Origin of the sequence: Psychromonas aquimarina ATCC BAA-1526 (genome assembly GCF_000428725.1) — a bacterium.
Lineage (GTDB): Bacteria > Pseudomonadota > Gammaproteobacteria > Enterobacterales > Psychromonadaceae > Psychromonas > Psychromonas aquimarina.
Genome location: NZ_AUAM01000017.1, coordinates 26,133 through 52,310, shown reverse-complemented (window position 1 = coordinate 52,310; position 26,178 = coordinate 26,133). Strand labels below are relative to the sequence as shown.

At 43.8% G+C, this 26,178-nt stretch carries 25 protein-coding genes; 18 read left to right on the top strand and 7 right to left on the bottom strand.

Annotated elements, in window-relative coordinates; translation table 11 throughout:
* Nucleotides 1–62: 62 nt before the first annotated feature.
* Nucleotides 63–572, bottom strand: a complete 510-nt coding sequence (gene yjgA / locus G337_RS0107600; RefSeq protein WP_028863364.1) for a ribosome biogenesis factor YjgA — start codon at nucleotides 570–572, stop codon at nucleotides 63–65.
* A gap of 128 nt (nucleotides 573–700) precedes the next feature.
* On the opposite strand from yjgA, the gene pmbA reads away from it, so the two are divergent.
* Entirely contained in the window at nucleotides 701–2,026 is a 1,326-nt protein-coding gene (gene pmbA, locus G337_RS0107595; protein WP_028863363.1) for a metalloprotease PmbA, read from the top strand.
* A 45-nt stretch (nucleotides 2,027–2,071) separates the two neighbouring features.
* Here pmbA and G337_RS0107590 read toward each other — a convergent pair whose 3' ends face one another.
* Genes G337_RS0107590 through rsfS form a run of 5 tightly spaced genes read right to left on the bottom strand, consistent with a single transcriptional unit; the run spans nucleotide 2,072 to nucleotide 6,636 of the window.
* Entirely contained in the window at nucleotides 2,072–2,845 is a 774-nt protein-coding gene (locus tag G337_RS0107590; RefSeq protein WP_028863362.1) for a septal ring lytic transglycosylase RlpA family protein, read from the bottom strand.
* 7 nt (nucleotides 2,846–2,852) lie between these two features.
* Complete coding sequence (gene rodA, locus G337_RS0107585; RefSeq protein WP_028863361.1) at nucleotides 2,853–3,953, bottom strand: rod shape-determining protein RodA; 1,101 nt, start codon at nucleotides 3,951–3,953, stop codon at nucleotides 2,853–2,855.
* A gap of 2 nt (nucleotides 3,954–3,955) precedes the next feature.
* Complete coding sequence (gene mrdA / locus G337_RS0107580; RefSeq protein WP_028863360.1) at nucleotides 3,956–5,836, bottom strand: penicillin-binding protein 2; 1,881 nt, start codon at nucleotides 5,834–5,836, stop codon at nucleotides 3,956–3,958.
* Nucleotides 5,837–5,839: 3 nt separating this feature from the next.
* On the bottom strand, nucleotides 5,840–6,310 hold the full coding sequence (gene rlmH, locus G337_RS0107575; protein ID WP_028863359.1) for a 23S rRNA (pseudouridine(1915)-N(3))-methyltransferase RlmH: 471 nt from the start codon (nucleotides 6,308–6,310) through the stop codon (nucleotides 5,840–5,842).
* Nucleotides 6,310–6,636 (bottom strand): ribosome silencing factor, encoded by a 327-nt coding sequence (rsfS, locus tag G337_RS0107570; protein ID WP_028863358.1) that lies wholly within the window; start codon nucleotides 6,634–6,636, stop codon nucleotides 6,310–6,312. Before rsfS ends, rlmH begins: the two co-directional genes overlap by 1 nt.
* 305 nt (nucleotides 6,637–6,941) lie before the next feature.
* On the opposite strand from rsfS, the gene mraZ reads away from it, so the two are divergent.
* From mraZ to lpxC, 16 genes are all read left to right on the top strand, one after another.
* Entirely contained in the window at nucleotides 6,942–7,400 is a 459-nt protein-coding gene (gene mraZ, locus G337_RS0107565; protein ID WP_019615039.1) for a division/cell wall cluster transcriptional repressor MraZ, read from the top strand.
* Entirely contained in the window at nucleotides 7,400–8,347 is a 948-nt protein-coding gene (gene rsmH, locus G337_RS0107560; protein ID WP_028863357.1) for a 16S rRNA (cytosine(1402)-N(4))-methyltransferase RsmH, read from the top strand. Before mraZ ends, rsmH begins: the two co-directional genes overlap by 1 nt.
* Nucleotides 8,340–8,663: a cell division protein FtsL gene (gene ftsL, locus G337_RS0107555; RefSeq protein WP_037027205.1), complete on the top strand. Its 324-nt coding sequence runs from the start codon at nucleotides 8,340–8,342 to the stop codon at nucleotides 8,661–8,663. Before rsmH ends, ftsL begins: the two co-directional genes overlap by 8 nt.
* The gene (locus tag G337_RS0107550; protein ID WP_028863355.1) at nucleotides 8,660–10,495 is read left to right on the top strand and encodes a peptidoglycan D,D-transpeptidase FtsI family protein; all 1,836 of its coding nucleotides are present in this window, start codon (nucleotides 8,660–8,662) and stop codon (nucleotides 10,493–10,495) included. The genes ftsL and G337_RS0107550 overlap by 4 nt, the downstream gene beginning before the upstream one ends.
* Before the next feature lie 2 nt (nucleotides 10,496–10,497).
* Nucleotides 10,498–12,024: a UDP-N-acetylmuramoyl-L-alanyl-D-glutamate--2,6-diaminopimelate ligase gene (murE, locus tag G337_RS0107545; protein WP_028863354.1), complete on the top strand. Its 1,527-nt coding sequence runs from the start codon at nucleotides 10,498–10,500 to the stop codon at nucleotides 12,022–12,024.
* Nucleotides 12,021–13,454 carry a UDP-N-acetylmuramoyl-tripeptide--D-alanyl-D-alanine ligase gene (locus G337_RS0107540; RefSeq protein WP_028863353.1) on the top strand — a complete coding sequence of 478 codons (1,434 nt, stop codon included), beginning with the start codon at nucleotides 12,021–12,023 and terminating at the stop codon, nucleotides 13,452–13,454. The genes murE and G337_RS0107540 overlap by 4 nt, the downstream gene beginning before the upstream one ends.
* Before the next feature lie 39 nt (nucleotides 13,455–13,493).
* Nucleotides 13,494–14,576, top strand: coding sequence for a phospho-N-acetylmuramoyl-pentapeptide-transferase (mraY, locus tag G337_RS0107535; protein ID WP_028863352.1), 1,083 nt, complete (start codon nucleotides 13,494–13,496; stop codon nucleotides 14,574–14,576).
* Between the two features lies 1 nt (nucleotide 14,577).
* Nucleotides 14,578–15,915, top strand: a complete 1,338-nt coding sequence (gene murD, locus G337_RS0107530) for a UDP-N-acetylmuramoyl-L-alanine--D-glutamate ligase (protein ID WP_028863351.1) — start codon at nucleotides 14,578–14,580, stop codon at nucleotides 15,913–15,915.
* Nucleotides 15,915–17,231 (top strand): putative lipid II flippase FtsW, encoded by a 1,317-nt coding sequence (ftsW, locus tag G337_RS0107525; RefSeq protein ID WP_028863350.1) that lies wholly within the window; start codon nucleotides 15,915–15,917, stop codon nucleotides 17,229–17,231. Before murD ends, ftsW begins: the two co-directional genes overlap by 1 nt.
* Complete coding sequence (gene murG, locus G337_RS0107520; RefSeq protein ID WP_425414428.1) at nucleotides 17,215–18,285, top strand: undecaprenyldiphospho-muramoylpentapeptide beta-N-acetylglucosaminyltransferase; 1,071 nt, start codon at nucleotides 17,215–17,217, stop codon at nucleotides 18,283–18,285. Before ftsW ends, murG begins: the two co-directional genes overlap by 17 nt.
* A 53-nt stretch (nucleotides 18,286–18,338) precedes the next feature.
* Nucleotides 18,339–19,799: a UDP-N-acetylmuramate--L-alanine ligase gene (gene murC / locus G337_RS0107515; protein ID WP_028863348.1), complete on the top strand. Its 1,461-nt coding sequence runs from the start codon at nucleotides 18,339–18,341 to the stop codon at nucleotides 19,797–19,799.
* A 77-nt stretch (nucleotides 19,800–19,876) separates the two neighbouring features.
* Nucleotides 19,877–20,245 (top strand): D-alanine--D-alanine ligase, encoded by a 369-nt coding sequence (locus tag G337_RS25795; protein ID WP_028863347.1) that lies wholly within the window; start codon nucleotides 19,877–19,879, stop codon nucleotides 20,243–20,245.
* A 4-nt stretch (nucleotides 20,246–20,249) separates the two neighbouring features.
* Nucleotides 20,250–20,996 (top strand): cell division protein FtsQ/DivIB, encoded by a 747-nt coding sequence (locus tag G337_RS0107505; protein WP_028863346.1) that lies wholly within the window; start codon nucleotides 20,250–20,252, stop codon nucleotides 20,994–20,996.
* Between the two features lie 48 nt (nucleotides 20,997–21,044).
* The gene (ftsA, locus tag G337_RS0107500; protein WP_028863345.1) at nucleotides 21,045–22,289 is read left to right on the top strand and encodes a cell division protein FtsA; all 1,245 of its coding nucleotides are present in this window, start codon (nucleotides 21,045–21,047) and stop codon (nucleotides 22,287–22,289) included.
* Between the two features lie 195 nt (nucleotides 22,290–22,484).
* Nucleotides 22,485–23,672 carry a cell division protein FtsZ gene (ftsZ, locus tag G337_RS0107495; protein ID WP_157619240.1) on the top strand — a complete coding sequence of 396 codons (1,188 nt, stop codon included), beginning with the start codon at nucleotides 22,485–22,487 and terminating at the stop codon, nucleotides 23,670–23,672.
* Between the two features lie 84 nt (nucleotides 23,673–23,756).
* Complete coding sequence (gene lpxC / locus G337_RS0107490) at nucleotides 23,757–24,683, top strand: UDP-3-O-acyl-N-acetylglucosamine deacetylase (RefSeq protein WP_028863343.1); 927 nt, start codon at nucleotides 23,757–23,759, stop codon at nucleotides 24,681–24,683.
* Nucleotides 24,684–24,742: 59 nt separating this feature from the next.
* Here the strand turns inward: lpxC and G337_RS0107485 are convergent, their stop codons facing one another.
* Entirely contained in the window at nucleotides 24,743–25,195 is a 453-nt protein-coding gene (locus tag G337_RS0107485) for a DciA family protein (RefSeq protein ID WP_037027204.1), read from the bottom strand.
* Nucleotides 25,196–25,223: 28 nt separating this feature from the next.
* Here G337_RS0107485 and G337_RS0107480 point away from each other — a divergent pair, with 28 nt between their 5' ends.
* Nucleotides 25,224–26,147, top strand: a complete 924-nt coding sequence (locus tag G337_RS0107480) for a M23 family metallopeptidase (protein ID WP_028863341.1) — start codon at nucleotides 25,224–25,226, stop codon at nucleotides 26,145–26,147.
* Nucleotides 26,148–26,178: the final 31 nt, after the last annotated feature.

The following is a 26,178-nucleotide window of genomic DNA, read 5'->3' as shown; positions in this document are numbered from 1 at the left end:
TATAATTGTAAGAATTTAAATAATAGGGAAAGTGTTAGACACTTTCCCTTTTTTTATCTGCTTTACAGGCAGACTGGTTTTAAATAGGTAAACAGCTCTTTGGCTGCTTTAGCTGGTTTTTCAGTTTTTAACTCTTTATTTGCCTGGCGCACCAGCTGACGTAACTTCTGGCGCTCAAGTGTCGGGTAATTTTCTAACAATTCATTGATTTTTGTATCACCCTGGGCAATGAGCTCATCACGTAATGCTTCTAAATTCTGTGTCGCACGTGTTAACTGCTGATGTTTATTATTTAGTTTATCAAGGGCTGCTGTAATGGCATCAACATCTTCGTTACGTAATACTTTACCGATATACTGAATCTGGCGGCGCAGAGCTTCATGTTTACCTGAAATTTTATGAGCAACTTCGATGCCGTGAAAAAGCAGTTCACTGCCGGGAATCTGTGCTAATTGCTTTTTGTTTAATTCAACTAACTGACGGCCGATCAGTTTCAGGGCTTCTGCTTCGCGTTTAATTTGAGATTTACTGATCTCTTCTTCTTCAAATACTTCTTCGACTTTTTTATTCATAGGGTAATTTTCTATCATGATTAACGGGAAATAATTAATCACATTATAACATCATCGGAGGAAGCTTGTCCTAAAGCATGTTATTCTTTGCCCTTCAATTAAATTCTTATGTAAGTGGTGTATTAATCATGATCGAACAGAAGCAACAACTCGAAGATGCTGTTAATGAAGCGTTAGCAATTGCAAAACAGTTAGGTGTCGACCAGGCAGAAGTTGCATTAGGCAAAACATCGGGTATTTCTGTTAATACACGTTTAGGTGAAGTTGAGAATATCGAGTTTAATCATGATGGTGCAATGGGTATCAGTGTTTATGTTAATCATTGTAAAGGCAGTGCTTCTACGGCAGATTTAAGTGCTGATGCAATAAAATCCAGCGTTAAGGCGGCTGTTGATATCGCTAAATACACCAGCAACGATCCCTATGCCGGTCTGCTGGAAACGGACAGCTTAGAGGATGACCCGTTAGATTTAGATCTTTATCATCCGAGCAGCCATAGTACCACTGAGCTGCTGGATATTGCCAAGCAGTGTGAAGATATTGCCCTCTCCAGCGATGAGCGTATTGTAAACTCAGACGGTGCGGGTTTTAACAGCCATTCCAGTCTTAAGGTATACGGTAACAGTCATGGCTTTCTGCATAGCTATGCCAGCAGTCACCATAGCTTAAGCTGTATGCTGATCGGCCAGGATAAAGATGATATGCAGCGTGACTACAGCTATAGCAGTGCACGTGATATCAATGATATGTTCACACCTCAGTGGGTTGCCGAGCAGGCAGTAAAACGCACTGTTGAGCGTTTAGGCGCCGCAAAAATAAAAACTCAGGAAAGCCCGGTAATTTTTGCACCTGAGGTTGCCAGTGGTTTATTCGGGCATTTAGTCGGTGCAATCAGCGGCAGCAGTATTTATAAGAAGTCAACTTTCCTGCTCGACCGTTTAGACACACAGGTATTCCCAGAGTGGATGCAGATTTCTGAAAAACCCCATCTGCATAAAGGCATTGCAAGTTCGCCTTATGATCAGGAGGGCGGGAAAACATTTAAGCGCAATATTATTGAAGACGGCGTACTGCAGACTTATCTGTTAACCGGCTATGCCGCCCGTAAATTAAATATGCCTAGTACCGGTCATGCTGGTGGTATCCATAACTGGTTTGTGAAAAACAGTGGTTTAGATTTAGCGGGGCTGCTTAAAGAGATGGGAACCGGGCTGTTTGTTACTGAATTAATGGGCCAGGGAGTGAATATGGTGACCGGTGATTATTCTCGCGGTGCATCAGGTTTCTGGATTGAAAACGGTGTGATCGCTTACCCGGTTCATGAAATTACCATTGCCGGTAACCTTAAAGAGATGTTTATGGGCATTGAGGCAGTTGCTTCTGATATTGATCCGCGCAGCAGCTTGAAAACCGGCTCCATTTTAATTAATAAAATGAAAATTGCCGGCGAATAATCTTTTAGTAGTGTCTTTAAGAGAGCCTGCATTCTGCAGGCTTTTTTATTTATTATGGATAATAAAAGCGTTAGGGTAATCAGTCTGCACTTCGGCCAGCAGTTCCTGAGCTTTCAGGGGGCTGCTGAAGGGCCCTAAACGTAATTTATACTGTTGATTTTCTTTAACAAATAAACTGTTAACCTGCAGAGAATCACTCAACTTTCTACCTAAATCATCAGCTTTGCCGGGCAGGGAGGTCACTAAATACTGGATGTAATACAAACCGTTAAAATTATTGGCCGCATCTTCCTCTTTGCTGAAATGTAATAATTTAATTTTTACCTTTGCCGTGCCGGACTGGAGCATATCCAGTTTCTGCGCCGCCGCGTAGGAAAGGTCGATAATGCGCCCTTCATGAAACGGTCCGCGGTCATTAACACGTACAATAATCTGTTTATTGTTTTCCAGGTTAGTGACCTGCACATAACTTGGTAAAGGAAGGTTTTTATGGGCGGCACTCATGGCAAACATATTATAGCGTTCGCCGTTAGACGTCAGATGGCCATGGAATTTATTACCGTACCAGGAAGCATATCCCTGTTCATTAAATTCACTAACACCTCTCAGTACCTTGTAGTTTTTTCCCCGCACTGTGTAGTCTTTATTACCGCCTCGTGAGTAGGGTTCATAACGAGGGTTGACATCTTCAACATGATTCAGCGGCGGAATATCAGAAGGACTGTGATCATCTTTATACTGATAGCGGCCGTCCGATGAACTGCATGCCTGAAGCATAAGTATTAGTAATAGTGCTGAGAATGCTTTAAATAGGGTCATATTCTTCTTATTTAATATTAAAACGTTTATGAGTATTGATTGACATTAATACGCCGAAACCGGCCAGCAGGGTAACAATCGAAGTCCCGCCGTAGCTGATTAAAGGCAGCGGTACCCCCACTACAGGTAATATGCCGCTGACCATGCCGATATTTACAAACACGTATACAAAGAAGGTCAGGGTGATGCTGCCGGCGACTAATTTTGTAAAGGCGTCCTGTGCCTGATTAGCAATCCATAATCCGCGCCCCATAATCAACAGATAAATAGTTAATAACAGCAGAATACCAACAAAACCAAACTCTTCGGAGAAAACCGAAAAGATAAAGTCGGTATGCCGCTCGGGCAGGAACTCCAGTTGTGACTGGGTGCCGTCCAGCCAGCCTTTACCCCATACTCCACCTGAACCGATGGCAATCTTAGACTGAATAATATGGTAACCCGCCCCGAGCGGATCGGCTTCCGGATTGAACAGGGTTAGTACCCGGCCTCGCTGATAATCATGCATTAAATAAAACCACAGCACCGGTACAAATGCGAGTATTGCGCCGGCTGCCGCTCCAATATAAAGCCAGGAAATACCGGAAAGAAAAAGTACAAATATTCCCGAAGACGCCACTAAAATTGAGGTGCCTAAATCCGGCTGTTTAGCAATCAGCAGAGTTGGAATAATAACAATTAACAGGGCGATAAATGTGTGTTTTAAACGCGGGGGCAGGGTGTACTGGCTGATATAATAAGCGACCATAAAAGGCATGATCAGCTTCATTATTTCCGAAGGCTGAAACTTGGTAAAGCCCAGATCTAACCAGCGCTGCGCCCCTTTACCCGTGTGTCCGAAAGCTAATACTGCGATTAACATTAATACACATATAATAAATATAGCGGGTGTCCAGCGCTGGTAAAATTCCGGCGTGAGCTGCGCCATTATAAGCATGACACTCAGGGCAATACCTAAGCGGATAAGCTGCCTGATGATCATCTCATAACCGGCCACTGAATAGAGGACGGTCAGACTTAATCCCATTAACGAAAAGATGCCCAGTAATAAATAGGGATCGATATGCAGACGATAGAAAATACTTTTCTGAGCTTGGGTGCTGACCATGGTTAAAGACCTAGTGACTTAACTGTAGAAGTTGGCGTTAAATGATCAAAATGCTCATCAAATAAAGCACGTACGATAGGAGCCGCCTGGCTGCTGCCGCCCCCGGCATTCTCTAAGATAACGGTTGTGACTATTTCCGGCTCCTCAAACGGGGCAAAGGCAACAAACATGGCATTATCACGATGGCGCTCATCTATTTTATCGGCATCATAAACTTCATCTTTTTTAATGCTGATTATCTGTGCCGTACCTGATTTACCGCCGATACTATAGGAAGCTGAAGAAAATGCGCGCCGTGCGGTACCTGTTTTGGCTACCCCGTACATGGCATTAAGTGCAATATCCCAGTAATTTTCATCCTGCAGCTTTATCGGCTTTTTGGACTCCCGCGGCGGAGAAAAGGCACCTTCGGCAGATATAATGGACTGCAGAATATGCGGTTCTATAACATCTCCGCGCCGTGCCAGAATGGCTGTTGCTTTAGTTAACTGAATCGGCGTCACCGTCCAGTAACCTTGACCGATACCGACTGAAATAGTATCCCCGTCATACCAGGGTTCTTTAAAACGCGCTTTTTTCCAGTCTCGAGAGGGCATAATTGCTTTTGTTTCTTCACCAATATCAAGGCCGCTGTATTCACCAAAACCAAACTGGCGCATAAACGGGTTGATTCTATCGATGCCGAGCTTGTAGGCGGTGTCATAGAAAAAAGTATCACTGCTGTCCTCTATGGCGTAATAAACATCAACCATGCCGCGGCCCCAACGCTTCCAGTCTCGGAACTTATGCTTAGTGTTCGGGATAGACCACCAGCCGGGATCATAGATCTTGGTTTTTTCAGTGATAACACTGTTGTCTAATGCTGCTAAAGCCATCTGCGGCTTTATTGTTGAAGCAGGCGGATAACGCCCCTGTGTTGCGCGGTTAATTAACGGACGGTCTCTGGACTGAATAAGCTCCTGATATTTTCTGGTGCTGATCCCCTGAACAAAAAGATTCGGATCGTAACTCGGGCTGGAGACCAAGGCTAAAATGCCGCCTGTTTCAGCATCCATTACAATAATAGTACCGCGGCGTCCGGCCAGCAGTTTCTGCGCTTTAAGCTGCAGTTTAATATCAATATGCAGCTGCAGATCTTTTCCTGGAACCGGCGGAGTGAAACTCAGGGTGCGGATCACTTTACCCCAGCTGTCTACCTCAACCTGGCGCTGCCCCGGCTGCCCGTGGAGCAGATCTTCATAACTTTTTTCGATACCTAATTTACCAATATAATTGGTGCCGCGGTAACGGGCTCTTTTACCGGCTTCGTCGAGACGCTGCAGATCACCGCTGTTAATTTTGGCAATATAGCCGAGAACGTGGGTAAAAGCATCTCCAAAAGGGTAAAAACGCTTTAAGCTGGCCTGGATAGAAAAACCTTTAAATTTGTGCTGGTTGACTGTAAAAGCAGCAACCTCTTCTTTGCTTAACTGATCGCGAATTACAATCGCTTTAAAGGAGCGTGTATAACGGTTTTTTTTGTAAAAAGCTTCAATTTCCGGATCGCTTAATGATAATAGCTGCTTCAGATCCTGGATATTTTCCTGTAGATTTTCTGTCTTACTGACAATTACATTAAGGCTGTAAACCGGGCGGTTTTCGGCGAGAATGATACCGTTACGATCGTAGATAAGTCCGCGGTTGGGCGGTACTGTCTGCACACTGATACGGTTCGCATTAGAGCGGGTTTTATAGGCATTATAAGATTTTATCTGCAGGTAGTAGAGATTGCTGATTAATAAACCGATAGCAAAAATAATAGCGATAAAAACCACTAACGTACGGCGCATAAAAAGAGCGGATTCGGCTGAGTGGTTTCTTATGCTAATGCGTTTTTTTGCCACTTACTACTCTCGGTGATAAGGGTGGTTAATGGTCAGTGTAAAAGCGCGGTATAAACTTTCGGCAGCAATAATGCGAACTAAGGGATGCGGCAGAGTTAATGCTGAAAGTGACCAGCGCTGCTCCGACAGGGCAATACATTCTGGAGCCAGGCCTTCAGGCCCGCCGATTAACAAGCTGATATTTCTAGCATCCAGCTGCCACTTGGTCATCTCGCCGGCCAGCTGTTCAGTGGTCCAGGCTTTCCCGGTTACTTCTAAGGTGACAATTTTGTTGCCTTTAGGGACTGCTGCTAGAGTTAATTCACCCTCTTTTTTCAAAATGCGTTTTATATCTGCATTTTTACCGCGCTTCCCGGCATTTATTTCAAGCAGCTCAAGCTGCATCTCTTTCGGGAAGCGCCGAGCATATTCTTGATATCCTTTTTCAACCCAGTCGGGCATTTTTGTGCCCACTGCGATTAACTGAATTTTCATTAAGCAGACTGTTCCCAAAGCTTTTCAAGCTGATAGAATTGACGTGTCTCATCCTGCATAACGTGAACAACTAAATTACCTAAATCCAGCAGTACCCACTCACTTCCTTCTAAACCTTCAATACCTAAAGGTGCCTCGCCTTCATTTTTAGCCGCCAGTGCAGTTTGCTCTGCAACTGAACGTACGTGACGTTTTGAGCTGCCGGTGCAGATAATCATAGTATCCGTTACATCTGAATTTTCAGAAACATCAATGATTGAGATGTCTTTTGCTTTCATATCTTCAAGTTGTTGTAAAACAAATTGTTTTAGTTGTTCGTCTTGCAAAGGAGCTTCCTTTAATAAATAGGTTAAAAAATTGAATAATTGAGCAGTATAACATGACCTCACTCTGCCATGCCATTATTGATGATAATTTCACTTTTCTGCATGTAACTTAATTTAAAGCAAGTTTGAACGCATTAATAGACTTTCTGTGAGTATAATCGCAAAAAAAGCAGATCCTTTACTTGCAATAATGGTGCACTTTATTAGACTTCCTGATCTAAAAGTGGGGAAATGTGCATAAAAGTGGATCTTTTGCCTTATATTTATGCCCGTTTCATTAAAATTGATCCTGGATCGTAATAATTATGCTGCGTGGTGCGAGTGCAATAAATATTGATACAAAAGGCAGAATTGCGATTCCTACACGTTATCGTGACTGGCTGACGGATACCTGTCAGGGCCAGTTTGTATGCACTATTGATCTGCAGTCACCATGTTTACTGCTGTACCCGCTAAACGAATGGTTATTAATTGAAAATAAATTACGTGCCTTATCAAGTACTAACCCGCAGGAACGCCGTCTGCAGAGACTGATCCTGGGATATGCGGCAGAGAGCGAGTTAGATAAAGGCGGACGTACCTTAATTGCTCCGACGTTAAGACAGCATGCAAAATTACAAAAAAAAGTAATGCTGGTCGGGCAGTTAAATAAATTTGAATTGTGGGATGAAGATATGTGGAACCAGCAAGTACAAGAAGATTTACAACAAGGTTTACCTGCGGGTGACGATTTAAGCGAACGACTGAAGGAGTTTTCACTGTAATGACTGCACATGTCACAGTATTACTAGATGAAGCCGTCAACGGCTTGGCACTAAAAAAAGACGGTACTTACGTAGATGGAACATTCGGTCGAGGCGGACACTCCCGCCACATTTTAAAACAGCTTGGTGAGAACGGGCGTTTAATCGCTATCGACAGGGATCCGCGCGCGATCGCGGCCGGGCATGAGTTGATGAAGGAAGATCCGCGCTTCACTATCGTGCATGGGCCTTTCTCTGGTTTAGCTGACTATGTAAAAGAATTAGGCCTGGACGGAAAAATTGACGGTGTGCTGTTAGATCTTGGTGTTTCATCGCCGCAGCTTGACGATGCTGAACGTGGTTTCAGTTTTATGCGTGACGGCCCGTTAGATATGCGCATGGATCCAACTTCCGGGATCAGCGCCGCCGACTGGCTGGCAAAAGCGGATGCAGATGATATCGGCTGGGTATTAAAAACCTTTGGTGAAGAAAAATTTGCTTACCGGATTGCGCGTGCCATTGTTGCGGATCGTGAAGAAACGCCGTTTCTGCGCACCCTGCAGCTGTCGCAGTTAATTGAACGCCTCTGTCCTAAAAGAGAGAAGAAAAAGCATCCGGCAACCCGCAGCTTTCAGGCGATCCGAATTTATATCAACAGTGAGTTAGAAGAGATCCATAAAGTGTTAGACGGTGCTTTGGAGATCCTGGCGATTGGCGGGCAGCTTTCTGTTATCAGTTTCCATTCACTGGAAGATCGGATCGTAAAACGTTTTATTCGTAAGCAGGAAAAAGGGCGCCAATACCCGGCGGGGCTGCCTTTGACTGAGGCGCAGATGCAGTCTGGTAAAACACTGAAGTCTGTCGGCAAAGCGTTAAAACCAGGTGCTGAGGAAATTAAAGACAATCCGCGCGCGCGAAGCTCGGTATTACGGATTGCTAAGAAGACAGCACAACCAGAGAATGACTAATGTGAGTCATTCTCGTGATAATTTACTGTATCTGATTCTTGCTGATTTACGCAGAAATTTTGCAGCTGTACTGCTTGCCGCCGCTATCTTGTTAAGTGCGTTTTATAACATTTATACAACGCATGAAACACGCGAGCTGATTACTGAGAAAGAACAATTATCACAACAGAAAGATAACTTAATGATTGAGTGGCGTAATCTGCTGATTGAAGAACATACGTTAGATGAACATAGCCGCATCAGACGAATTGCGGTTAAAAAATTATCAATGTCGCAGCCGACAAATAATAATAGTGTGTTAGTGGAACTTCCATGAGAATAAAACGGAATTTATCAAAGCCGAAGGTAAACCGGCAGACTAAAAAGAAAAAAGTCTATGCGACTTTTTCTTCATGGCGCTATCTGTTTGTTTCCGTCGTGGTTGCTTTTATTGCGGCTGCGCTGATAAGCCGCCTTGCTTATATTCAGCTTATCGAGCCGGAATATTTAACCCGGGAAGCGGATAAACGCAGTTTACGCATAACTAAATCTGTCGCGCACCGCGGTAATATTGAAGATCGTAACGGTGAAGAACTGGCTATCAGCGTGCCTGCATATGCAATCTGGGTAGATCCTAAAACGGTAAAAAAATCTTTTGCGTTTACCCGCGAAGAATGGGACGCGAGTATTGAAGTTAACCCGCGTAACGGTAGTGAAGTACATACCAAAAAATATTTTTATGAATCTAAAAAATGGCCGGCACTTGCTGAAGTATTAGATATTGAAGTTGATAAGCTTGCTGAGATTATTCAGAAACCCGGCTCACGTTTTGCTTATCTGAAAAGACAGGTAAATAAACCGATTGTTGATTATATCAGACAGCTGAAATTAGCCGGTATTTCCAATCAGCTGGAGTCGCACCGTTTTTACCCTACCGGTGAAATAAACGCTAATATTCTCGGGCTGACCGACCTTGATGCACAGGGTATCGAAGGGATTGAAAAAAGTTATAATAACTTCCTGCAGGGGCAGACGGGACAGAAGCGTGTACGTAAAGACCGCCTTGGCAATGTTATTGATAATATCGAAGTACTTAAGGTTAAAAAGGCTGCTGGTAATCTGCAGCTGAGTATTGATCAGCGAATTCAGGCGGTTGCTTACAGTGAATTAAAACGAGCGGTCAAAATACATGAAGCGACATCCGGCTCAGTGGTTGTCTTGGATGTTAATACCGGTGAGATTTACGCGATAGCTAATTATCCGTCCTTTAATCCGAATGACCGCAGTCAGTACCAGCCCTATAAATTAAGAAACCGTGCCATTACTGATACCTTTGAACCAGGATCAACGGTAAAACCTCTGGTAATAGCCAGTGCGCTGGTAAATAAAAAAACCGATATTGATGAAGTCATTGATACCTCTCCGGGCTGGATGCATATCGGCGGACGCCGGGTCCGAGACGGGCGCAACTACGGTAAGATAGATCTGGCCATGATACTGAAAAAATCCAGTAATATCGGGGTTAGTAAGTTAGCACTGCGTCTGCAGCCCGGACAGCTGCAGCAGACTTTTTCTGACTTTGGTTTTGGTAATGATACCGGCGTAAATTTAATTGGTGAAAGTGTCGGCATTTTACCGTTGCGCAGACGCTGGTCGGACTTTGAGCTGGCAACCATGTCTTTTGGTTATGCTTTCACCACCACTACGCTGCAGCTGGCAAAGGCCTACGCCATTTTAGGCGGCGGCGGAAAAGAGTATCCAATATCAATTTTAAAGAACCCAAATCCTGGTGAAGGTGAGCAGGTAATACCTGAGAATATCGCGCGTGAGATTGTACATATGATGGAAGGCGTCAGTAAACAAGGCGGGACAGCCCGCAAGGCAAAAGTTGACGGCTACCGTATTGCCGGTAAAACCGGGACATCCCGTAAAGCTGAAGCCGGCGGTTATGGTGATGATTATGTTTCCGTATTTGCCGGACTTGCACCGGCCAGTGAACCGCGTTTTGCTATTGCTGTGATGATCAACGAGCCGCAGGGAGACAGTTATTATGCCGGGGATGTCGCTGCTCCGGTATTTTCTGCGGTAATGAAAAGTGCACTTTTATTAGAGCATGTACGCCCCGATGATAATAGCGATCAACGCTATACCCTGCTGGAGTCTAATTAATAATGCCTGAAAAACCGCAATTAATGTCACTAACGGCGTTGTTATCTCCATGGTTAGATGTCGATTTTGAGAATATTTTACTGTCCGGGTTAACGCTGGACAGTCGTGAAATAAAAAACGGCAGCCTGTTTGCCGCCCTGCAGGGAGCACAGCTGGACGGCCGTACTTTTATCAGCAAAGCAGTTGACTGCGGTGCGGGGGCTGTTTTATCAGAAACAAAAGAGCGCAGTGAGCACGGTTTAATCACCCTGCAGGCTGATGTTCCGGTAATTCAGATATACCAGTTAGGATCCCTGTTAAGTGAACTTGCTTACCGGTTTTATTTCCCGGAGCAGAACTTACATAAAGTGATTGCAGTTACCGGGACCAATGGTAAAACCACCATTGCTACTCTGTTGGCCAACTGTTTGAATTTATTAGGTAAACAAAGTGCACAGATGGGCACCATAGGCAACGGTTTATTCGGTCAGCTTAAAAGCAGTTTAAATACCACCCTGGATGCTATTTCAGTTTTCTCTGAGTTAAGTGATTATCAGCAGAAAAACGTTGATTACACGGTAATGGAAGTCTCATCTCACGGATTAACGCAGGGGCGGGTTAGTGCGCTGCCTTTTCATAGCGCCATATTTACCAACCTGACCCGTGATCATCTGGATTATCACGGTTCGATGGAAAATTATGGATCAGCTAAGAAAGTTTTATTTGAAAACTTTCCAGTTAAACAGCGTTTTATCAATGCAGATGATGCGACGGGAGCGCAATGGTTAAAAGATTTTCCGGATGCGATAAGCTTCGGTTTTAACGCCAAACCGTTAACTAAGCAGCAGCGTTATCTGCGTGTCGAACAGGTTGAATATCACGGTCAGGGAATTAACTTTTCATTTCAGTCATCATGGGGGCAGGGGGCAATATCGGCACCCTTTTACGGTGATTTTAATGTGTCGAATCTAGCTGCAGTATTAACTCAGTTATTAGCTGAAAATATCTCTATAAAACAGGTTGAAACTATTTTCCCACGGTTAACTGCCGTGCCTGGTCGTATGGAGCAGTATTACTTTGCGGCTGAAGATATTACTTTTGTTGTCGATTATGCGCATACACCGGATGCCCTGGAAAAAGCCTTAAGCGCTTTACAAAAACACAAGAAAACAGGGCGGTTAATCTGCGTATTCGGCTGCGGGGGAGACAGAGATAAAGGGAAACGCCCTGAAATGGCAAAAGTTTCTGAAGATTTTGCACAAAAAGTTGTTTTAGTTGATGATAATCCGCGCAGCGAATCTGCCGCGGAGATTATGCAGGATATTTTAAAAGGTTTTAACAATAAAGCTCTAGTCACAGAGATTCATGACCGCAAAGAAGCCGTATTAGATCTGCTCGATAATGCTCTGCCCGGCGATATCGTTTTATTAGCCGGCAAAGGACATGAAGATTATCAGATCATCGGTAATCAGCGGTTATACTACAGCGACCGGGAATTATTAGCCTCGTTACAAGATACCTATAATAAAAATAATAAGGCTGATTTATGATTTCATTAACACTTAGTGAAATAGCGCAGGCGACACAGGGCAAAGTTATCAATGCTCCGTCAGAAGATATTGTTATTAACTCCGTTTCTACGGATACGCGCTCTATAGAGCATGGCGATCTGTTTATCGCTCTGCAGGGGGATTCATTTGACGCCCATCACTTTCTGCAGCAGGCCGAAAATGCAGGGGCTACGCTGCTGCTCATACATCAGCAGACAGAGTCTGCATTACCCTCGATATTAGTTAAAGATACACGTATTGCACTTGGTCTGTTAGCTTCCCATGTTAAGCAGAAAATAGCGGGGTTAAAGTGCGCCGCTATTACCGGCAGTAACGGTAAAACCACCACCAAAGAACTGTTAAGTCAGATTTTACGTGTTTTCAGCGGCAGTGATCATTCTGTACTGGCAACTGCCGGTAATTTTAATAATGATATCGGTCTGCCGTTAACTTTATTGCGTCTCACTGAACAAAACACCTTTGCGGTGGTCGAATTAGGCGCGAATCATCAGGGCGAGATAGCTTATACCGCTTCGCTGAGCAAACCCGATGTAGCGCTTATTAATAATGTTATGCCGGCACATTTAGAAGGTTTCGGCTCTATTGCCGGCGTTGCACAGGCAAAAGGTGAAATCTGGCAGAGTCTTGCTGAAAACGGGACTGCAGTGGTTAATCTAGATGACGGTTTTGCCGCCCAGTACCTGCAGCAGTTAAATGAATTACCTTTTGAAATTAACATATTGACCTTTTCACAGAGCGACACTAGTGCTTCTGTGTTTGCCTCTGATATTCATTTTGACGGCCTCGGCAAAGCCGTATTCACCTTGAATGTTCGTCATAAAAACTCGCTGAAATCAGTTGTTGTGCCTCTCAATTTAGCTGGTAAACATAATATCAGTAATGCGCTGGCGGCTTCTGCTATGGCAGGTGCATTAGGCTGCGGTCTGGATGTTATTCAGCGAGGTTTGAGCGCTGTGGCCGAGGTAAGCGGGCGGGTTAACAGCACTCAGGTTAATGAATTAGTCACTCTGATTGATGATACGTATAATGCCAACTCTGCATCGGTGAAAGCAGCTGTTGATCTGCTGGCCTGCTATGCAGGTGAGCAGTTACTAATTTTAGGTGATATGGCAGAGCTTGGCGCTTACTGCGAACAGGAGCATCTTTCTGTCGGCAGGTATGCCGCGGAGCAGGGCATAAGCGGTTTATTAACTGTGGGCAGCTTCAGCAGTAAAACCTGTTCAGCTTTCCGGGCGAACTGCACAGCTGAAGCAGTACACTTTGACACTAAAGCGCAGTTAAAAGAGCACTTAGAAAAAGAAATTTTAAACAAGCACCAGAAACTGACCGTTCTGGTTAAGGGCTCCCGCGGGGCAAAGATGGAAGAGATCGTTACTTTTATCAAGCATGCGCTGAGCCAAAAATCGTAATTATTAGAATAATAAATAAGTTATAAATAGGAAATACCAATGATAGTTTGGTTAGCAGAGTTACTTTCGGTTTATTTTAGATTTTTTAATGTATTTACTTACCTGTCAGTGCGTATGGTGCTGGCGGTGTTAACTGCATTAGTGTTCTCATTATGGGCTGGACCTAAACTGATCCGTTATCTGCAGAAAATGCAGATCGGGCAGATTGTCCGTGATGACGGTCCTGAATCACATTTTAGTAAAGCGGGCACACCAACGATGGGCGGAATTTTAATTCTTGCTTCTATTACGCTGTCAACCTTATTATGGACACGTTTAGATAACCATTATGTATGGATTGTTTTAATGACAACGCTGGCTTTCGGCGGAATCGGGTTTATGGATGACTACCTGAAAGTGATACGTAAACATCCCGATGGTCTGATTGCCCGCTGGAAATATTTCTGGCAGTCGGCCGCCGCTTTAGTACTTGCTGTAGTGCTTGTCAGTACAGCTTCAACACCGGCAGAACTCACCTTTGTTATGCCGTTTTTTAAAGAATATATGCCTTATCTTGGCCTGGCATTTATTCCGCTGGTTTACTTCACTGTGGTCGGCAGCAGTAATGCGGTTAATTTAACCGATGGTTTAGACGGTCTGGCAATTATGCCCACTGTGATGGTGGCGGCCGCTTTTGCATTAATTGCCTATTTAACCAGCCATGTAAATTACGCACATTATTTATATATTCCCTATATCCCTAAAGCCAGTGAGCTGGTGATTATCTGCGGCACGATTGTCGGTGCCGGTTTAGGTTTCCTGTGGTTCAATACTTATCCGGCACAAGTCTTTATGGGCGATGTTGGTTCATTAGCATTAGGCGCATTGTTAGGTGTTATTGCGGTGCTGGTTCGTCAAGAAATACTGCTGGTTATTATGGGCGGAATTTTTGTCTTAGAAACCGTGTCGGTTATTCTGCAGGTAGGCTCTTACAAAATGCGCAAACAGCGTATTTTCCGAATGGCGCCTATCCATCATCATTATGAGAAAAAAGGCTGGCCGGAACCGCGTGTGATTGTTCGTTTCTGGATTATTACCATAGTGCTGGTATTGATCGGACTTGTGACACTGAAGGTACGTTAATATGTCAGATAAAAAGGTTGCAGTTTTAGGTCTTGGTGCAACGGGGTTATCCTGTGTTAATTTTCTGCTTGTGCAGAATTATAATGTCACTGTATTTGATACGCGTCAGCTGCCGCCTGGTGAAGATAAATTACCGTCTTGTATTGAGCTTATTAAAGGCCCCTTAAATGCTGATCTGTTAGCTGAATTTAAACTGATTATCGCCAGTCCCGGCATCGCACTGGCAACACCCGCTCTGCAGTCCGCACTGCAGGCCGGTTGTGAAATTATTGGCGATATCGAACTGTTTGCCAGAGCACTGCAGCAGCCGCAGTATCAGCATGCAAAATTAGTCACTATTACCGGCTCTAACGGGAAAAGCACTGTCACCAGTTTATTAGGTGAAATGGCCCGTGAAGCAGATGTTAAAACGGCGGTCGGCGGAAATATCGGCATTCCTGCCCTAGATCTGCTTAGACCTGAAGTGGAGCTGTACATATTAGAGCTGTCCAGCTTTCAACTGGAAACCACCTTTTCATTAAATGCTGATATTGCGACGATATTAAATGTCAGTGAAGATCATTTAGACAGATATGACTCCTATCAAGACTACACGCAGGCAAAACATCGAATTTATGAGCAGAGCAAAAACTGTCTGTTTAACCGTGATGACTTATTAACCCTGCCGAGGGCTGCAGACAAGCCTCAGGTTAGTTTTGGTTTTGACAGCTCAGCTTATGGTTTAGTTTGTGATACACAGAAAAACATCTGTCTGGCCCGTAATGGTCAAGTTTTGTTAAACGTTGAGTCTTTAAAGCTAAGCGGTAAACATAACTGGATGAATGCATTAGCTGCACTTGCCTTGGGTGATGCGGTTAATTTAGATGAACAGGCTATGCTCCATGCTCTGCAGAGCTACACTGGTTTAAAACACCGCTGCGAGTTTGTTGCACAGCGCCGCGGTGTTCGCTGGATTAATGACTCTAAAGCGACCAATATCGGGGCGGCGCAGGCTGCATTACAGGGCTTATCGGAAACGATTGCGGGTGATGTTCATGTCATTCTTGGCGGTGACGGCAAGGGGGCTGATTTTAGCGAGCTGTCAGAAGTACTGAAAGAGGTGCAGGGGGGAATTGTCTGTTTTGGTGCTGACGGACAGAAAATCGCATCCTTTAATTCAAGAGCGGTTGTGGTGAATGATCTGCAGCAGGCAGTAAGCATGATTGCTGACAAAGCTAAAGCGGGGGATTTAGCGATATTAAGCCCGGCCTGTGCAAGTTTAGATATGTATCCTAATTTTATGGCGCGCGGCGATCATTTTAGAAGCTTAGTGACTGCGTTACAGGCAGATCGCGTTTAATGAGAATACTCAATAGCGTGCGCAGTTTGTTTGACAGCCGAACCGACCAGCAGGCCTATGACCGGCAGCTGCTGCTGGTGACATTTACCTTGATGGCTGTAGGTATGGTGATTGTTGCTTCTGCATCAATTCCGGAAGGTATTGCGTTAGCAGATGATCCTTTTCGTTTTCTTAAGCGTCATCTTATATATATTTTTATATGCTTAGGCGTGTTAGCCGGTGTAGTCTGTGTACAGATGGATCATTGGTATAAAAGCCAGGGACTATTCTTAACACTGGCTTTTGTTGGACTGCTGGCGGTGCTGGTGATCGGTACCGAAGTGAACGGCTCCTTCCGCTGGTTACGTTTAGGACCGTTTAATATTCAGCCTTCGGAATTTTCTAAACTGGCTATTGTTCTGTTTCTGGCGGGCTATCTGTCAAGGCGCCAGCAGGAAGTAATCGACACCATAAAAGGCTTTGTTAAACCGCTTATTATTTTATCAGTATTTGCGCTGTTATTATTACTGCAGCCGGATCTCGGCTCTACCGTTGTGATCGTGGTGATTATGATGGGCATGTTGTTTATTGCCGATGCCAGGCTGATCTCCTTTATCGGTATCGGCGTTTCACTGCTCGCTGTTATTGTGGTGCTTATTGTTACTTCGCCGTACCGCATGGCGCGTGTATTTGGTTTTTTAGATCCCTGGGCGGATCCCTTCGGGCGAAGTTATCAGCTGACTCAGTCTTTAATGGCATTTGGACGCGGAGGCTGGTTTGGTGAAGGTTTAGGTAATTCCGTACAAAAATTAGATTATTTACCCGAAGCCCATACTGATTTTATTATGGCAATTCTTGCTGAAGAGCTCGGCTTTGTCGGAGTCTCTGCCGTTATCATTTTAGAATTTATTTTAGTTTATAAAGCGTTCAGTATTGGTAAAAAAGCGCTGCAGCAGAATATGGTTTTTTCCGGTTATGCCGCTATCGGTATTGCTATCTGGTTTGCCTTTCAAACTGCGGTTAATGTCGGTGCCGCCTCGGGTATTGCACCAACTAAAGGTTTAACACTGCCGTTAGTCAGTTACGGCGGTTCGAGTTTAATCACCATTGCAGTTGCTGTAGCAATATTATTACGTGTTGATTTTGAGCGTCGCCAGGCTTCAAGCCAGGTGCGTCTTACTAAGATAAAAGCGGTTAAAAGTAAAAAGACGGCTGAAAAACAAAAAGCAGTAAAAGCCGCTGCGGCAGAAAAGCCCGATGAAATACAAGATAAAACTGAAGCTGCTGAAATAATAAATCTGTATCCGAAACAAGAAGAAGTTGATGAGACAAAGTAAAACATTATTAGTAATGGCCGGCGGCACGGGGGGGCATGTTTTCCCGGGGCTTGCCGTTGCCGAGCAGTTAAAAAAACAGGGCTGGCAGGTCAGCTGGCTGGGTACGGCTGATCGTATGGAAGCGCAGTTAGTACCGGAGCATGGTTACGAAATTGATTTTATCGATATTGCCGGCGTGCGTGGTAATGGTCTGCAGCGTTTATTAATGGCGCCGCTGCGTATTGTAAAATCGATTATGCAGGCGCGCCGCGTATTAAAAAAACGTAAAGTAGATCTGGTACTCGGTATGGGTGGTTTTGCAAGTGGTCCGGGTGGTATTGCCGCATGGACAATGGGACTGCCGGTTATATTACATGAGCAGAATGCGGCTGCCGGTTTAACTAACCGCATTTTAGCCCGCTTCTCTAAAAAGATATTAATGGGCTTTTCAGGTGCTTTTCAAAGCGAAAAGGCTGTTTTAGTTGGTAATCCAGTCCGCCAGGCGCTTCTGAACTTACCTGAAAAAAAAATATCGCCTGAAAACTCAGCACTTAAAGTGTTAGTCGTCGGCGGCAGTTTAGGTGCTAAGGTATTAAATGATCTGCTTCCTAAGGTGCTTAGTTCTTTTACTAAAGGCCAGCTGAGTGTCATTCATCAAAGCGGTAAAGGGCATTATCAGGGACTTAAAGATGCATATCAGAATATTGAAATTGAAGCTGATATACAGGAATTTATAACCGATATGGACAGTGCCTACGACTGGGCGGATGTGGTTATCTGCCGGGCCGGCGCATTAACCGTTGCAGAGGTTGCTGTCGTTGGTTTACCGGCTGTTTTTGTACCGCTGCCGCATGCAGTAGATGATCATCAGACTAAAAATGCTCAGGATCTGGTAAATAAAGAAGCTGCTGTACTGATACCGCAAAAAGAACTCAATGCGGATAAATTAAGTGATTATTTGCGGACATTCAGCCAAAATAGAGACTTGCTTGCTGAAATGTCCAGAAAGAGTAAAAAAACAGCAATAATTGATGCGGCAGAGCGCGTGGCGGCTGTTTGTAATCAATTTGTTTAATCGATATGCAGCAGACATTACAGTGTAATAAACTTTTAAATTAATGGCTTTATATGACAAAAATTAATCTAGCTCAAATACGCACCATGATTCCAGAAATGCGCCGTGTTAAACAAATTCATTTTGTCGGCATCGGTGGTGCAGGTATGGGCGGTATTGCGGAAGTACTAGCATACGAAGGTTACAAAATTACCGGTTCAGATATTGCGGTTAATCCTGTAGTAAACCGTCTGCGTTCACTTGGTGCTGAAATTTTTATCGGGCATCAGCAGGAAAATATTTACGGCGCATCAGTTGTTGTCGTTTCTACTGCAATTAATAAAGATAATCCCGAGTTATTAGCCGCTCAGCAGGCAAGAATTCCAGTTGTACGCCGTGCAGAGATGCTGGCTGAATTAATGCGCTACAGACATGGTGTGGCCGTTGCCGGAACCCATGGGAAAACCACGACAACCAGCTTAATTGCGAGTATTTACGGACAGGCAGATTTAGATCCGACATTTGTTATCGGCGGCTTATTAAACAGTGCCGGCACCAATGCCAAATTAGGCCAAAGCCGTTATTTAATTGCAGAAGCCGATGAGAGCGATGCTTCCTTTTTACATCTGCAGCCTATGGTTTCGGTGGTTACCAATATTGAAGCGGACCATATGGATACCTACCAGGGGGATTTTGAAGTATTAAAAGATACTTTTGTCACCTTTATCCAGAATCTGCCTTTTTACGGTACCGCTGTTGTCTGTTTAGATGACTCCGTAGTGGAAGAGCTTATTCCGCGTTTTGCTCGACAAGTTGTTACTTACGGCTTTCATGAGCAGGCTGATGTACGTATTTCTGCTTTTTCTCAAAGTGTTAACCGTAGTGAGTTTGTAGTTCACCGCGTTAATAAAGAAGATCTTAAAATTCACTTAAATTTACCCGGCAAACACAATGCATTGAATGCCGCCGCCGCGATTGCTGTGGCGATGGAAGATGATATTGATGATGCAGCCATTTTAAATGCATTAAATGAGTTTGAGGGTATTGGTCGTCGTTTTGAACAGTACGGCGAATTTGAAACGGGGCGCGGTAAAGCAATCTTAGTTGATGATTATGGTCACCACCCGACAGAAGTACAGGCAACAATTAATGCAGCCAGAGAAGGGTGGCCGGAAAAGCGTCTTGTTATGGCTTACCAGCCGCACCGTTATACCCGTACCCGGGATCTTTATGATGATTTTGCCCATGTATTAGAGCAGGTTGATCAGCTTCTGCTGCTGGATGTTTATGCTGCCGGTGAAACGCCGATTGCCGGTGCAGACAGCCGCTCATTATGCCGTACTATTCGTCAGCGCAGTGATAAAGAGCCGATTTTTGTTGCCAGCCCGGAAGCCCTGCCTGGAATGCTTGCACAAATCATCGGTGACGGTGATCTGGTACTGACACAGGGAGCCGGTAATATAGGTGCTGTGGTTAAAACATTAGCAGAGTTGAAGCTGGACATTGAAAAAATGAAACAAGTGAACAGCAAATAGTAAATTCATATATGGATCTGCAGCCAGACCGGCGGCAGAACTGTATTATGAAAAAGAAAAATGATGAGTGAACATTAATGAGTTTAGATTTTGCTAAAGCCGCTGTTTTATCAGCAGGATCTGGTGCTGAATGTGCAGTTATAAGCTCTGCCGGCGCCATGAAAAAATACAAAACTAAACAGCTATGGCAAAGTTATCAATTAGCGGTGGTAAATTGTCAAATCATAGTCAAAGATGGCTTTAATCCTGAGCAATCAGAAGATATAATATCAAGCTTGTCGGGGGCTGTAATTGTTAAGCCTGATAGCGAAGGCTCAAGCATGAGCAGGGTAAATAATGCGGAGCCGCCTGTGCAGGCATTTAAATTTGATAATAAAGTGCTGCTTGAGTCCTGGATTAGCGGACTGGAATATACTGCACAGCTATTAAACGGGCAGGCGCACTGATTTTATGTGGAATAAATTAAAAAAGGTAAAATTCGGCAAGTGGGTCAGTTTAGTTTTTTTTATCACTTTAATTTATATATTACAGAACAGTTATTTTAAATTAAAAACCTGGCTGACCGATGAACAGTCTCTGCCGTTAACCTCTTTAGTGTTAACAGGTGAAAGAGAGCATATTTCATCTGACGATGTACGAGCAGTACTGGCCGACCAGAAAGACAGGTTGAACTTTTTTACGCTGGAAATTGCACAAATTCAGAAGCAGCTTGAAAGTCTGCCCTGGGTTTATTCAGCATCGATTCGTAAACGCTGGCCGGATACGCTGAAGATACATATTGTTGAACAGTCAATTGTTGCAGCGTGGAATGATAAAGCACTGCTGAACCGCTTCTCGGAGATAATTGCGGTATCACCGCAGGATGTTGAAGCAGAATACGTGGCCCTTTACGGCGAAGATGACTTTGCCGGCGAAGTATTAACAACTTATATGAAGGCTCATCAGCTGTTAAAAGTGAGTCACTTTGAAATTGCGAAGCTAAGCAGTGATAAACGTAATGCCAGTTCCATTATTTTAAAAAATGGTATTGAGCTGCGCTTAGGACAGGAACAGAAGCTGGATCGGATTCAGCGCTTTTTAAGTGTGTTTCCGTTGATAGCAGGCAAATATGATATTAGTGCAGTCGATTATGTCGATCTGCGTTATGACACTGGGCTTGCTGTCGGCTGGAAAAATAAGAAAATGAAAGTTAATTAAAACAGCGTAATTAAGCGTTGTTTAATGCACAAACGGTGATTATTGAGTATGGAAAGTAGTTACACAGTTGGATTAGATATTGGCAGTAATAAAATCGTACTCCTGATTGGAGAACAGTTAGCTAATAACAATATCAATATTGTCGGGGTTGGAGAAGCCAAGGCAAAAGGTGTTGATAAAGGCTCTGTTACCGATTTAGACTCGGTTGTGGTAGCCATTCATCAGGCGTTAGCGCGTGCTGAAGATATGGCTGACTGTAAAGTATCCTCGGTTAACCTGTCTATTTCAGGGACGCATATCGGCTCGTTGAATGAATCCGGGACCTGGGCGATTGAAGAGCATGAGGTAACGTCTTACGATATTGAAAGCGTGATCCATAATGCCCGTTCAATCAAGATTCGTGACGATCAGCGTTTACTGCATGTGATACCGCAGGAATACTCCATTGATTCGCAGGGGCGAATTAATAATCCGCTGGGTTTATCCGGGGTTAAATTAAAAGCGGATGTGCATTTAATCACCTGTCATAACGATCTGGTAAAAAATTTAGAAAAAGCGGTGGAACGCTGCGGGTTAGCGATTGACCAGTTAACTTTTTCCGGGGTGGCTTCGAGCGCCGCCATTTTAAGTGATGATGAAAAAGACCTTGGTGTCTGTGTAGTTGATATGGGCAGCGGCACTATGGATATCTCCGTCTATATTGCCGGTGCATTACGCCACAGTACGGTTCTCGATTATGCAGGGAATTCAGTTACCAGCGATATCGCGATCGCTTTCAGCGCACCTCCAAGTTCTGCCGAAGAAGTAAAGGTAAAATACGGCTGTTTAAAACGTGATAATATTTCAGAGGAAGAGATGATTGAACTGCCGAGTGTCGGCGGTCGTCCAGCTCGAAGTCTACAGCGTCAGACATTAGTTGATGTTATTGAACCGCGCTACAGCGAACTGCTGGCAATGGTAAAAAAAGAGCTCTATAAACTGGACAGTGCTTTTGAAACCGAGGGGCTTCAGCAGCAGCTGGCAGCCGGTATCGTTTTAACCGGCGGCGCGGCACAAATTGACGGTCTGGTTGAAGTCGCTGAGAAAGTTTTTGATAATATGCAGGTACGCATAGGTAAACCGCAGAATATCCAGGGACTGGCTGATGATGTTGATACCCCGGCCTATTCAACAGCACTGGGTTTGTTACGTTATAAAAATCTTGAATTCAGTGACAGTCATGAAGTTGCCGAGGAAAGCCGCGTATCTGTTTTTTTAAATAAGTTGAAAAGCTGGATTAAAAAAGAGTATTAGCAGTCAGTTTTTGTACAAATAACCAGCTGAAAGCAGCAATGATCTCACTGTTTGGTTTTTAATCAACAAAAGAGGTCGTATCTGTTGTATGATGGACTTATAAAGAATGGTGCATTGTGTTTAATCTCATCATCTGGTCCTGAATTACATAAATATTAGTGTGTATGTTTTGTATGATAAGGGTGGTGACATACAATGTCTGAAGATATAAATAAAGTGGAAAAAGAGCAAATGTTTGAAATAGTTGATGAAGAGCATGAACAACAGGCAGTCATTAAAGTTGTTGGCGTTGGTGGTGGTGGCGGTAATGCAATCAACTACATGATTGAACAGGGCCTGAGCGGCGCTGAATTTATTGCCATGAATACCGATGCACAGGCACTGCGTTCATCTAAAGCAGATGTTCGCCTGCAGCTGGGAGCAAGTATCACTAATGGTCTGGGAGCCGGCGCAAATCCGGAAATCGGCTACAAGTCTGCCTTAGAAGATAAAGATAATATTCGTGACATCCTTACCGGTGCTGATGTTGTCTTTATTGCTGCCGGTATGGGCGGCGGTACTGGTACTGGTGCTTCTCCTGTTGTAACTGAAGTTGCAAAAGAATTAGGGGCATTAACCATTGGTGTTGTTTCAAAACCTTCTCTGTTTGAAGGTAAAAAGCGTATTAATTACGCCAACCAGGGTATTGCTCGTTTATCTGAACATATTGATTCACTGCTGATCATTCCTAATGATAAGCTGCAGAAATCGTTACCGAAAGGTGTTTCATTCTTAGACGCATTAAGTGCTGCAAACGGTGTTTTATTTGACGCGGTTTCCGGTTTCTCTGCGATCATCAATAATGAAGAAAGCACCATCAATATCGATTTCGCCGATGTTAGAACAGTAATGACCGAAGCGGGTACAACTGCAGTTATGGGTATCGGTGTTGCTGCCGGCGAAGAGCGTGCAGAAGAAGCGGTTGAGCAGGCTATCTCTTGTCCGCTGCTTGAAGATGTGGATCTTTCTGATGCGCGTGGTGTATTAGTACATATCGTTGCCGGTATGGACTTTGCCTGGGATGAATACCATATTGTTGGTGATGCGCTGAAAGAGTTTGCCTCTGAAGATTCGCAGATTATCTTCGGTGTGACAGTTAACCCTGAAATTGATAATGGCGAGCTGCATGTAACGGTTATCGTAACCGGGCTTGGCGAACGTAAATCAGATTTAACTGTTGTTAAAAACCCGACGGTTAAAGCTGAAAGTGCGGCCGCGGTAAAAGAAGAAGCTGCAGTGGAATCAACTGAGCAGATTGAAGTTCCGGAAGTTGTTGAAGCTGCGCCGAAATCAGAGGGAAGTTATTTAGATATCCCTGCATTTTTACGTAAACAAGCAGATTAATCAGCTGCTTTATAGTGAGTAGTTTGTGATGTACTTCGCAAACTGCTATACTTCGCCGAAATAAATATAGTGGTTGGGACGACGATGATTAAACAGAGAACATTAAAGAAAAGTGTAAAATCAACTGGAATTGGTTTACATTCAGGAAATAAAGTAACCATTGAGTTACATCCTGCGCCTGCGAATACGGGAATTGTTTATCGTCGTATCGATCTTGATCCGATTGTCAGTTTTAAAGCCCATGCGCAGGCCGTGCAGGAAACACTTTTATGTACCTGCCTGGTTAATGAGCAGGGTGAAAAAATATCAACAGTTGAGCATCTGTCAGCTGCGCTTGCCGGTTTAGGCATTGATAATATTATTATTGATGTTGATGCGCCGGAAATTCCGATTATGGACGGCAGCGCCAGTCCGTTTATTTTCCTACTGCAGTCTGCCGGTATCGAAGAGCTTAATACCCCTAAAAAGTTTATTCGTATCAAAAAAGCAGTGCGCGTAGAAGATGAGAAAGAGGGCAAGTGGGCAGAGCTGCATCCTTCAGATTCTGGTTTTAGTTTAGATTTTAAAATTGACTTCGACCATCCTGTTTTTGAAGGGCAGAATCAGCATATCGAAATGGATTTTTCCGGCGAGCTTTTTGTTAAAGAGATCAGCCGTGCAAGAACATTCGGTTTCATGAAAAGTGTTGAATATCTGCAGTCTAATAATTTAGCACTGGGTGCAAGTTTAGATAATGCGATTGGTTTAGACGAGTTCCGCGTTTTGAATCCTGACGGTTTACGCTATGAAGATGAATTCGTAAAACATAAAGTACTGGATGCAATTGGTGACTTATATCTCTCCGGTTACACTATTTTAGGGCATCTGAAAGCCTATAAAACCGGCCATGCTTTAAATAACCAGCTGTTATGTGCACTGCTGGCGGATCAGGAAGCTTACGAAATGGTAACCTTCGAAGAGCCGGTCAGCGAATCACCTGTTCAGTATATTGAACCGGTATTTGCAGTCTAAGCAGTAATTATTTTAGTAAGAAAAGCTCTTTAGTGATAAAGGGCTTTTTTTTTACCTGTTTATTTTTTAGAGAATTCAGCCAGAGAGTGTAAAGCGGCTTTTAAAGCCGGATCTGCATCTTCAGCTAAGGCTAAAAATGACTGAGCAACATCATTAGGCATTTTACTGGCACGTTTGATGACTCTGTTTTTTTTCTTTTTCTGTTTATCCTGGAGCTGACTAAGTCTGGGGTTTACTTTTATTTTAATGGTTAACAGAGCCGGAAGCTGCTGACGCAGCAGGCTAAGCAGCTCACTGCGCATAAACTGCAGGCGCATCAGCCAGGTAGAGCTGGGAATTTCTATAAGCAAGCTCCCATTTTGTAAATTTCCTATCCTGCAGCCCTGGATATTATGTTGTTTCAAAAAACTTTGTAGTAGACTATCGAGCTTTGTGATGAGAGCTGCGTCATGCTGCAGTCCGCTTTTTTTCAGCAGTAAAGAAACGGGTTTGGGTTGTCGGGTTCTATTCATTATTTTTATCAACAGTGAAATCAGTATTATGAGTATAACGGTAATCTATTCAAGAGAGGAAACAGATCACAGACTTTCTCTTACAAAAAATAAATTCCTGCTTATTTCTCTTCTTTTTGCTGGTTCATTAATTGCCGGTACCTGGTTTATTCAGTCTTATTATCAAAAGCAGTTAAATCAGTTTAAAATAACTTCTGCTGCACAAAGGGATATTAGTAAGGACAAATATCTGCAGCTTATCAAAGCGCAGACGAATGAAAAACTGCTGGTGCTTAGTAACAAAGTAGGCGAGTTACAGGCGCAGATGAACCGTGTTAATGCATTAGGTGTACGGGTAGTCGAACACTCTAAACTGCCGCCGCAGGAATTTGATTTTGCATCACCATTACCAGTAGGAGGAGTCGCATTACAGGATGTAGAAGCTGACTTTCAACTCAATACCCTGTTAAAAAATATAGAAAAACTTGATCTGCAGCAAAATAATCAACAAAATCAGTTACTACACCTTGAAATCGCGCTAAATAACCGCCATCTCATTGATCAGCTGTATATATCCGGCCGGCCGACTCTGGGGAAAGGCTCATGGTTATCTTCTCCGTTTGGAACTCGTAAAGACCCGTTTTCGGGGCGCTTAACACGCCATAAAGGTGTTGATATTGCAGGGTTCAGCGGCATGCCTATTATTGCAACTGCAGCCGGAGTGGTAACTGAATCAGGAAAAATAAGCGGTTACGGGCTGATGGTAGAAGTTCAGCATGGTAACGGTTTAGTGACGCGTTATGCGCATGCGAAATCATTAGATGTCGCTGTTGGAGACGTTGTCCGTAAAGGCCAGCAAGTCGCATTAATGGGTAGCACAGGGCGCTCAACAGGGCCTCATGTGCATTATGAAGTATTAAAAAACGGTAAACAGATTAACCCGGATTATTACATTCAGCGCAAAGCTGGTTAACATAATAACAATTTATTTTTACACAATGAGA

Excerpts from the sequence above, each read along its gene's own strand:
- rodA (WP_028863361.1), bottom strand. The coding sequence starts at position 3,953 with ATGGTCAGCACCCAAGCTCAGAAAAGTATTTTCTATCGTCTGCATATC.
- rlmH (WP_028863359.1), bottom strand. The coding sequence starts at position 6,310 with ATGAAAATTCAGTTAATCGCAGTGGGCACAAAAATGCCCGACTGGGTT.
- murC (WP_028863348.1), top strand. The coding sequence starts at position 18,339 with ATGACAAAAATTAATCTAGCTCAAATACGCACCATGATTCCAGAAATG.
- pmbA (WP_028863363.1), top strand. The coding sequence starts at position 701 with ATGATCGAACAGAAGCAACAACTCGAAGATGCTGTTAATGAAGCGTTA.
- murE (WP_028863354.1), top strand. The coding sequence starts at position 10,498 with ATGCCTGAAAAACCGCAATTAATGTCACTAACGGCGTTGTTATCTCCA.
- murD (WP_028863351.1), top strand. The coding sequence starts at position 14,578 with ATGTCAGATAAAAAGGTTGCAGTTTTAGGTCTTGGTGCAACGGGGTTA.
- ftsA (WP_028863345.1), top strand. The coding sequence starts at position 21,045 with ATGGAAAGTAGTTACACAGTTGGATTAGATATTGGCAGTAATAAAATC.
- ftsZ (WP_157619240.1), top strand. The coding sequence starts at position 22,485 with ATGTCTGAAGATATAAATAAAGTGGAAAAAGAGCAAATGTTTGAAATA.
- G337_RS0107480 (WP_028863341.1), top strand. The coding sequence starts at position 25,224 with ATGAGTATAACGGTAATCTATTCAAGAGAGGAAACAGATCACAGACTT.
- G337_RS0107505 (WP_028863346.1), top strand. The coding sequence starts at position 20,250 with ATGTGGAATAAATTAAAAAAGGTAAAATTCGGCAAGTGGGTCAGTTTA.
- G337_RS0107540 (WP_028863353.1), top strand. The coding sequence starts at position 12,021 with ATGATTTCATTAACACTTAGTGAAATAGCGCAGGCGACACAGGGCAAA.
- lpxC (WP_028863343.1), top strand. The coding sequence starts at position 23,757 with ATGATTAAACAGAGAACATTAAAGAAAAGTGTAAAATCAACTGGAATT.
- mraY (WP_028863352.1), top strand. The coding sequence starts at position 13,494 with ATGATAGTTTGGTTAGCAGAGTTACTTTCGGTTTATTTTAGATTTTTT.
- rsmH (WP_028863357.1), top strand. The coding sequence starts at position 7,400 with ATGACTGCACATGTCACAGTATTACTAGATGAAGCCGTCAACGGCTTG.
- G337_RS0107590 (WP_028863362.1), bottom strand. The coding sequence starts at position 2,845 with ATGACCCTATTTAAAGCATTCTCAGCACTATTACTAATACTTATGCTT.
- G337_RS0107550 (WP_028863355.1), top strand. The coding sequence starts at position 8,660 with ATGAGAATAAAACGGAATTTATCAAAGCCGAAGGTAAACCGGCAGACT.
- G337_RS25795 (WP_028863347.1), top strand. The coding sequence starts at position 19,877 with ATGAGTTTAGATTTTGCTAAAGCCGCTGTTTTATCAGCAGGATCTGGT.
- ftsW (WP_028863350.1), top strand. The coding sequence starts at position 15,915 with ATGAGAATACTCAATAGCGTGCGCAGTTTGTTTGACAGCCGAACCGAC.
- G337_RS0107485 (WP_037027204.1), bottom strand. The coding sequence starts at position 25,195 with ATGAATAGAACCCGACAACCCAAACCCGTTTCTTTACTGCTGAAAAAA.
- yjgA (WP_028863364.1), bottom strand. The coding sequence starts at position 572 with ATGAATAAAAAAGTCGAAGAAGTATTTGAAGAAGAAGAGATCAGTAAA.
- mraZ (WP_019615039.1), top strand. The coding sequence starts at position 6,942 with ATGCTGCGTGGTGCGAGTGCAATAAATATTGATACAAAAGGCAGAATT.
- ftsL (WP_037027205.1), top strand. The coding sequence starts at position 8,340 with ATGACTAATGTGAGTCATTCTCGTGATAATTTACTGTATCTGATTCTT.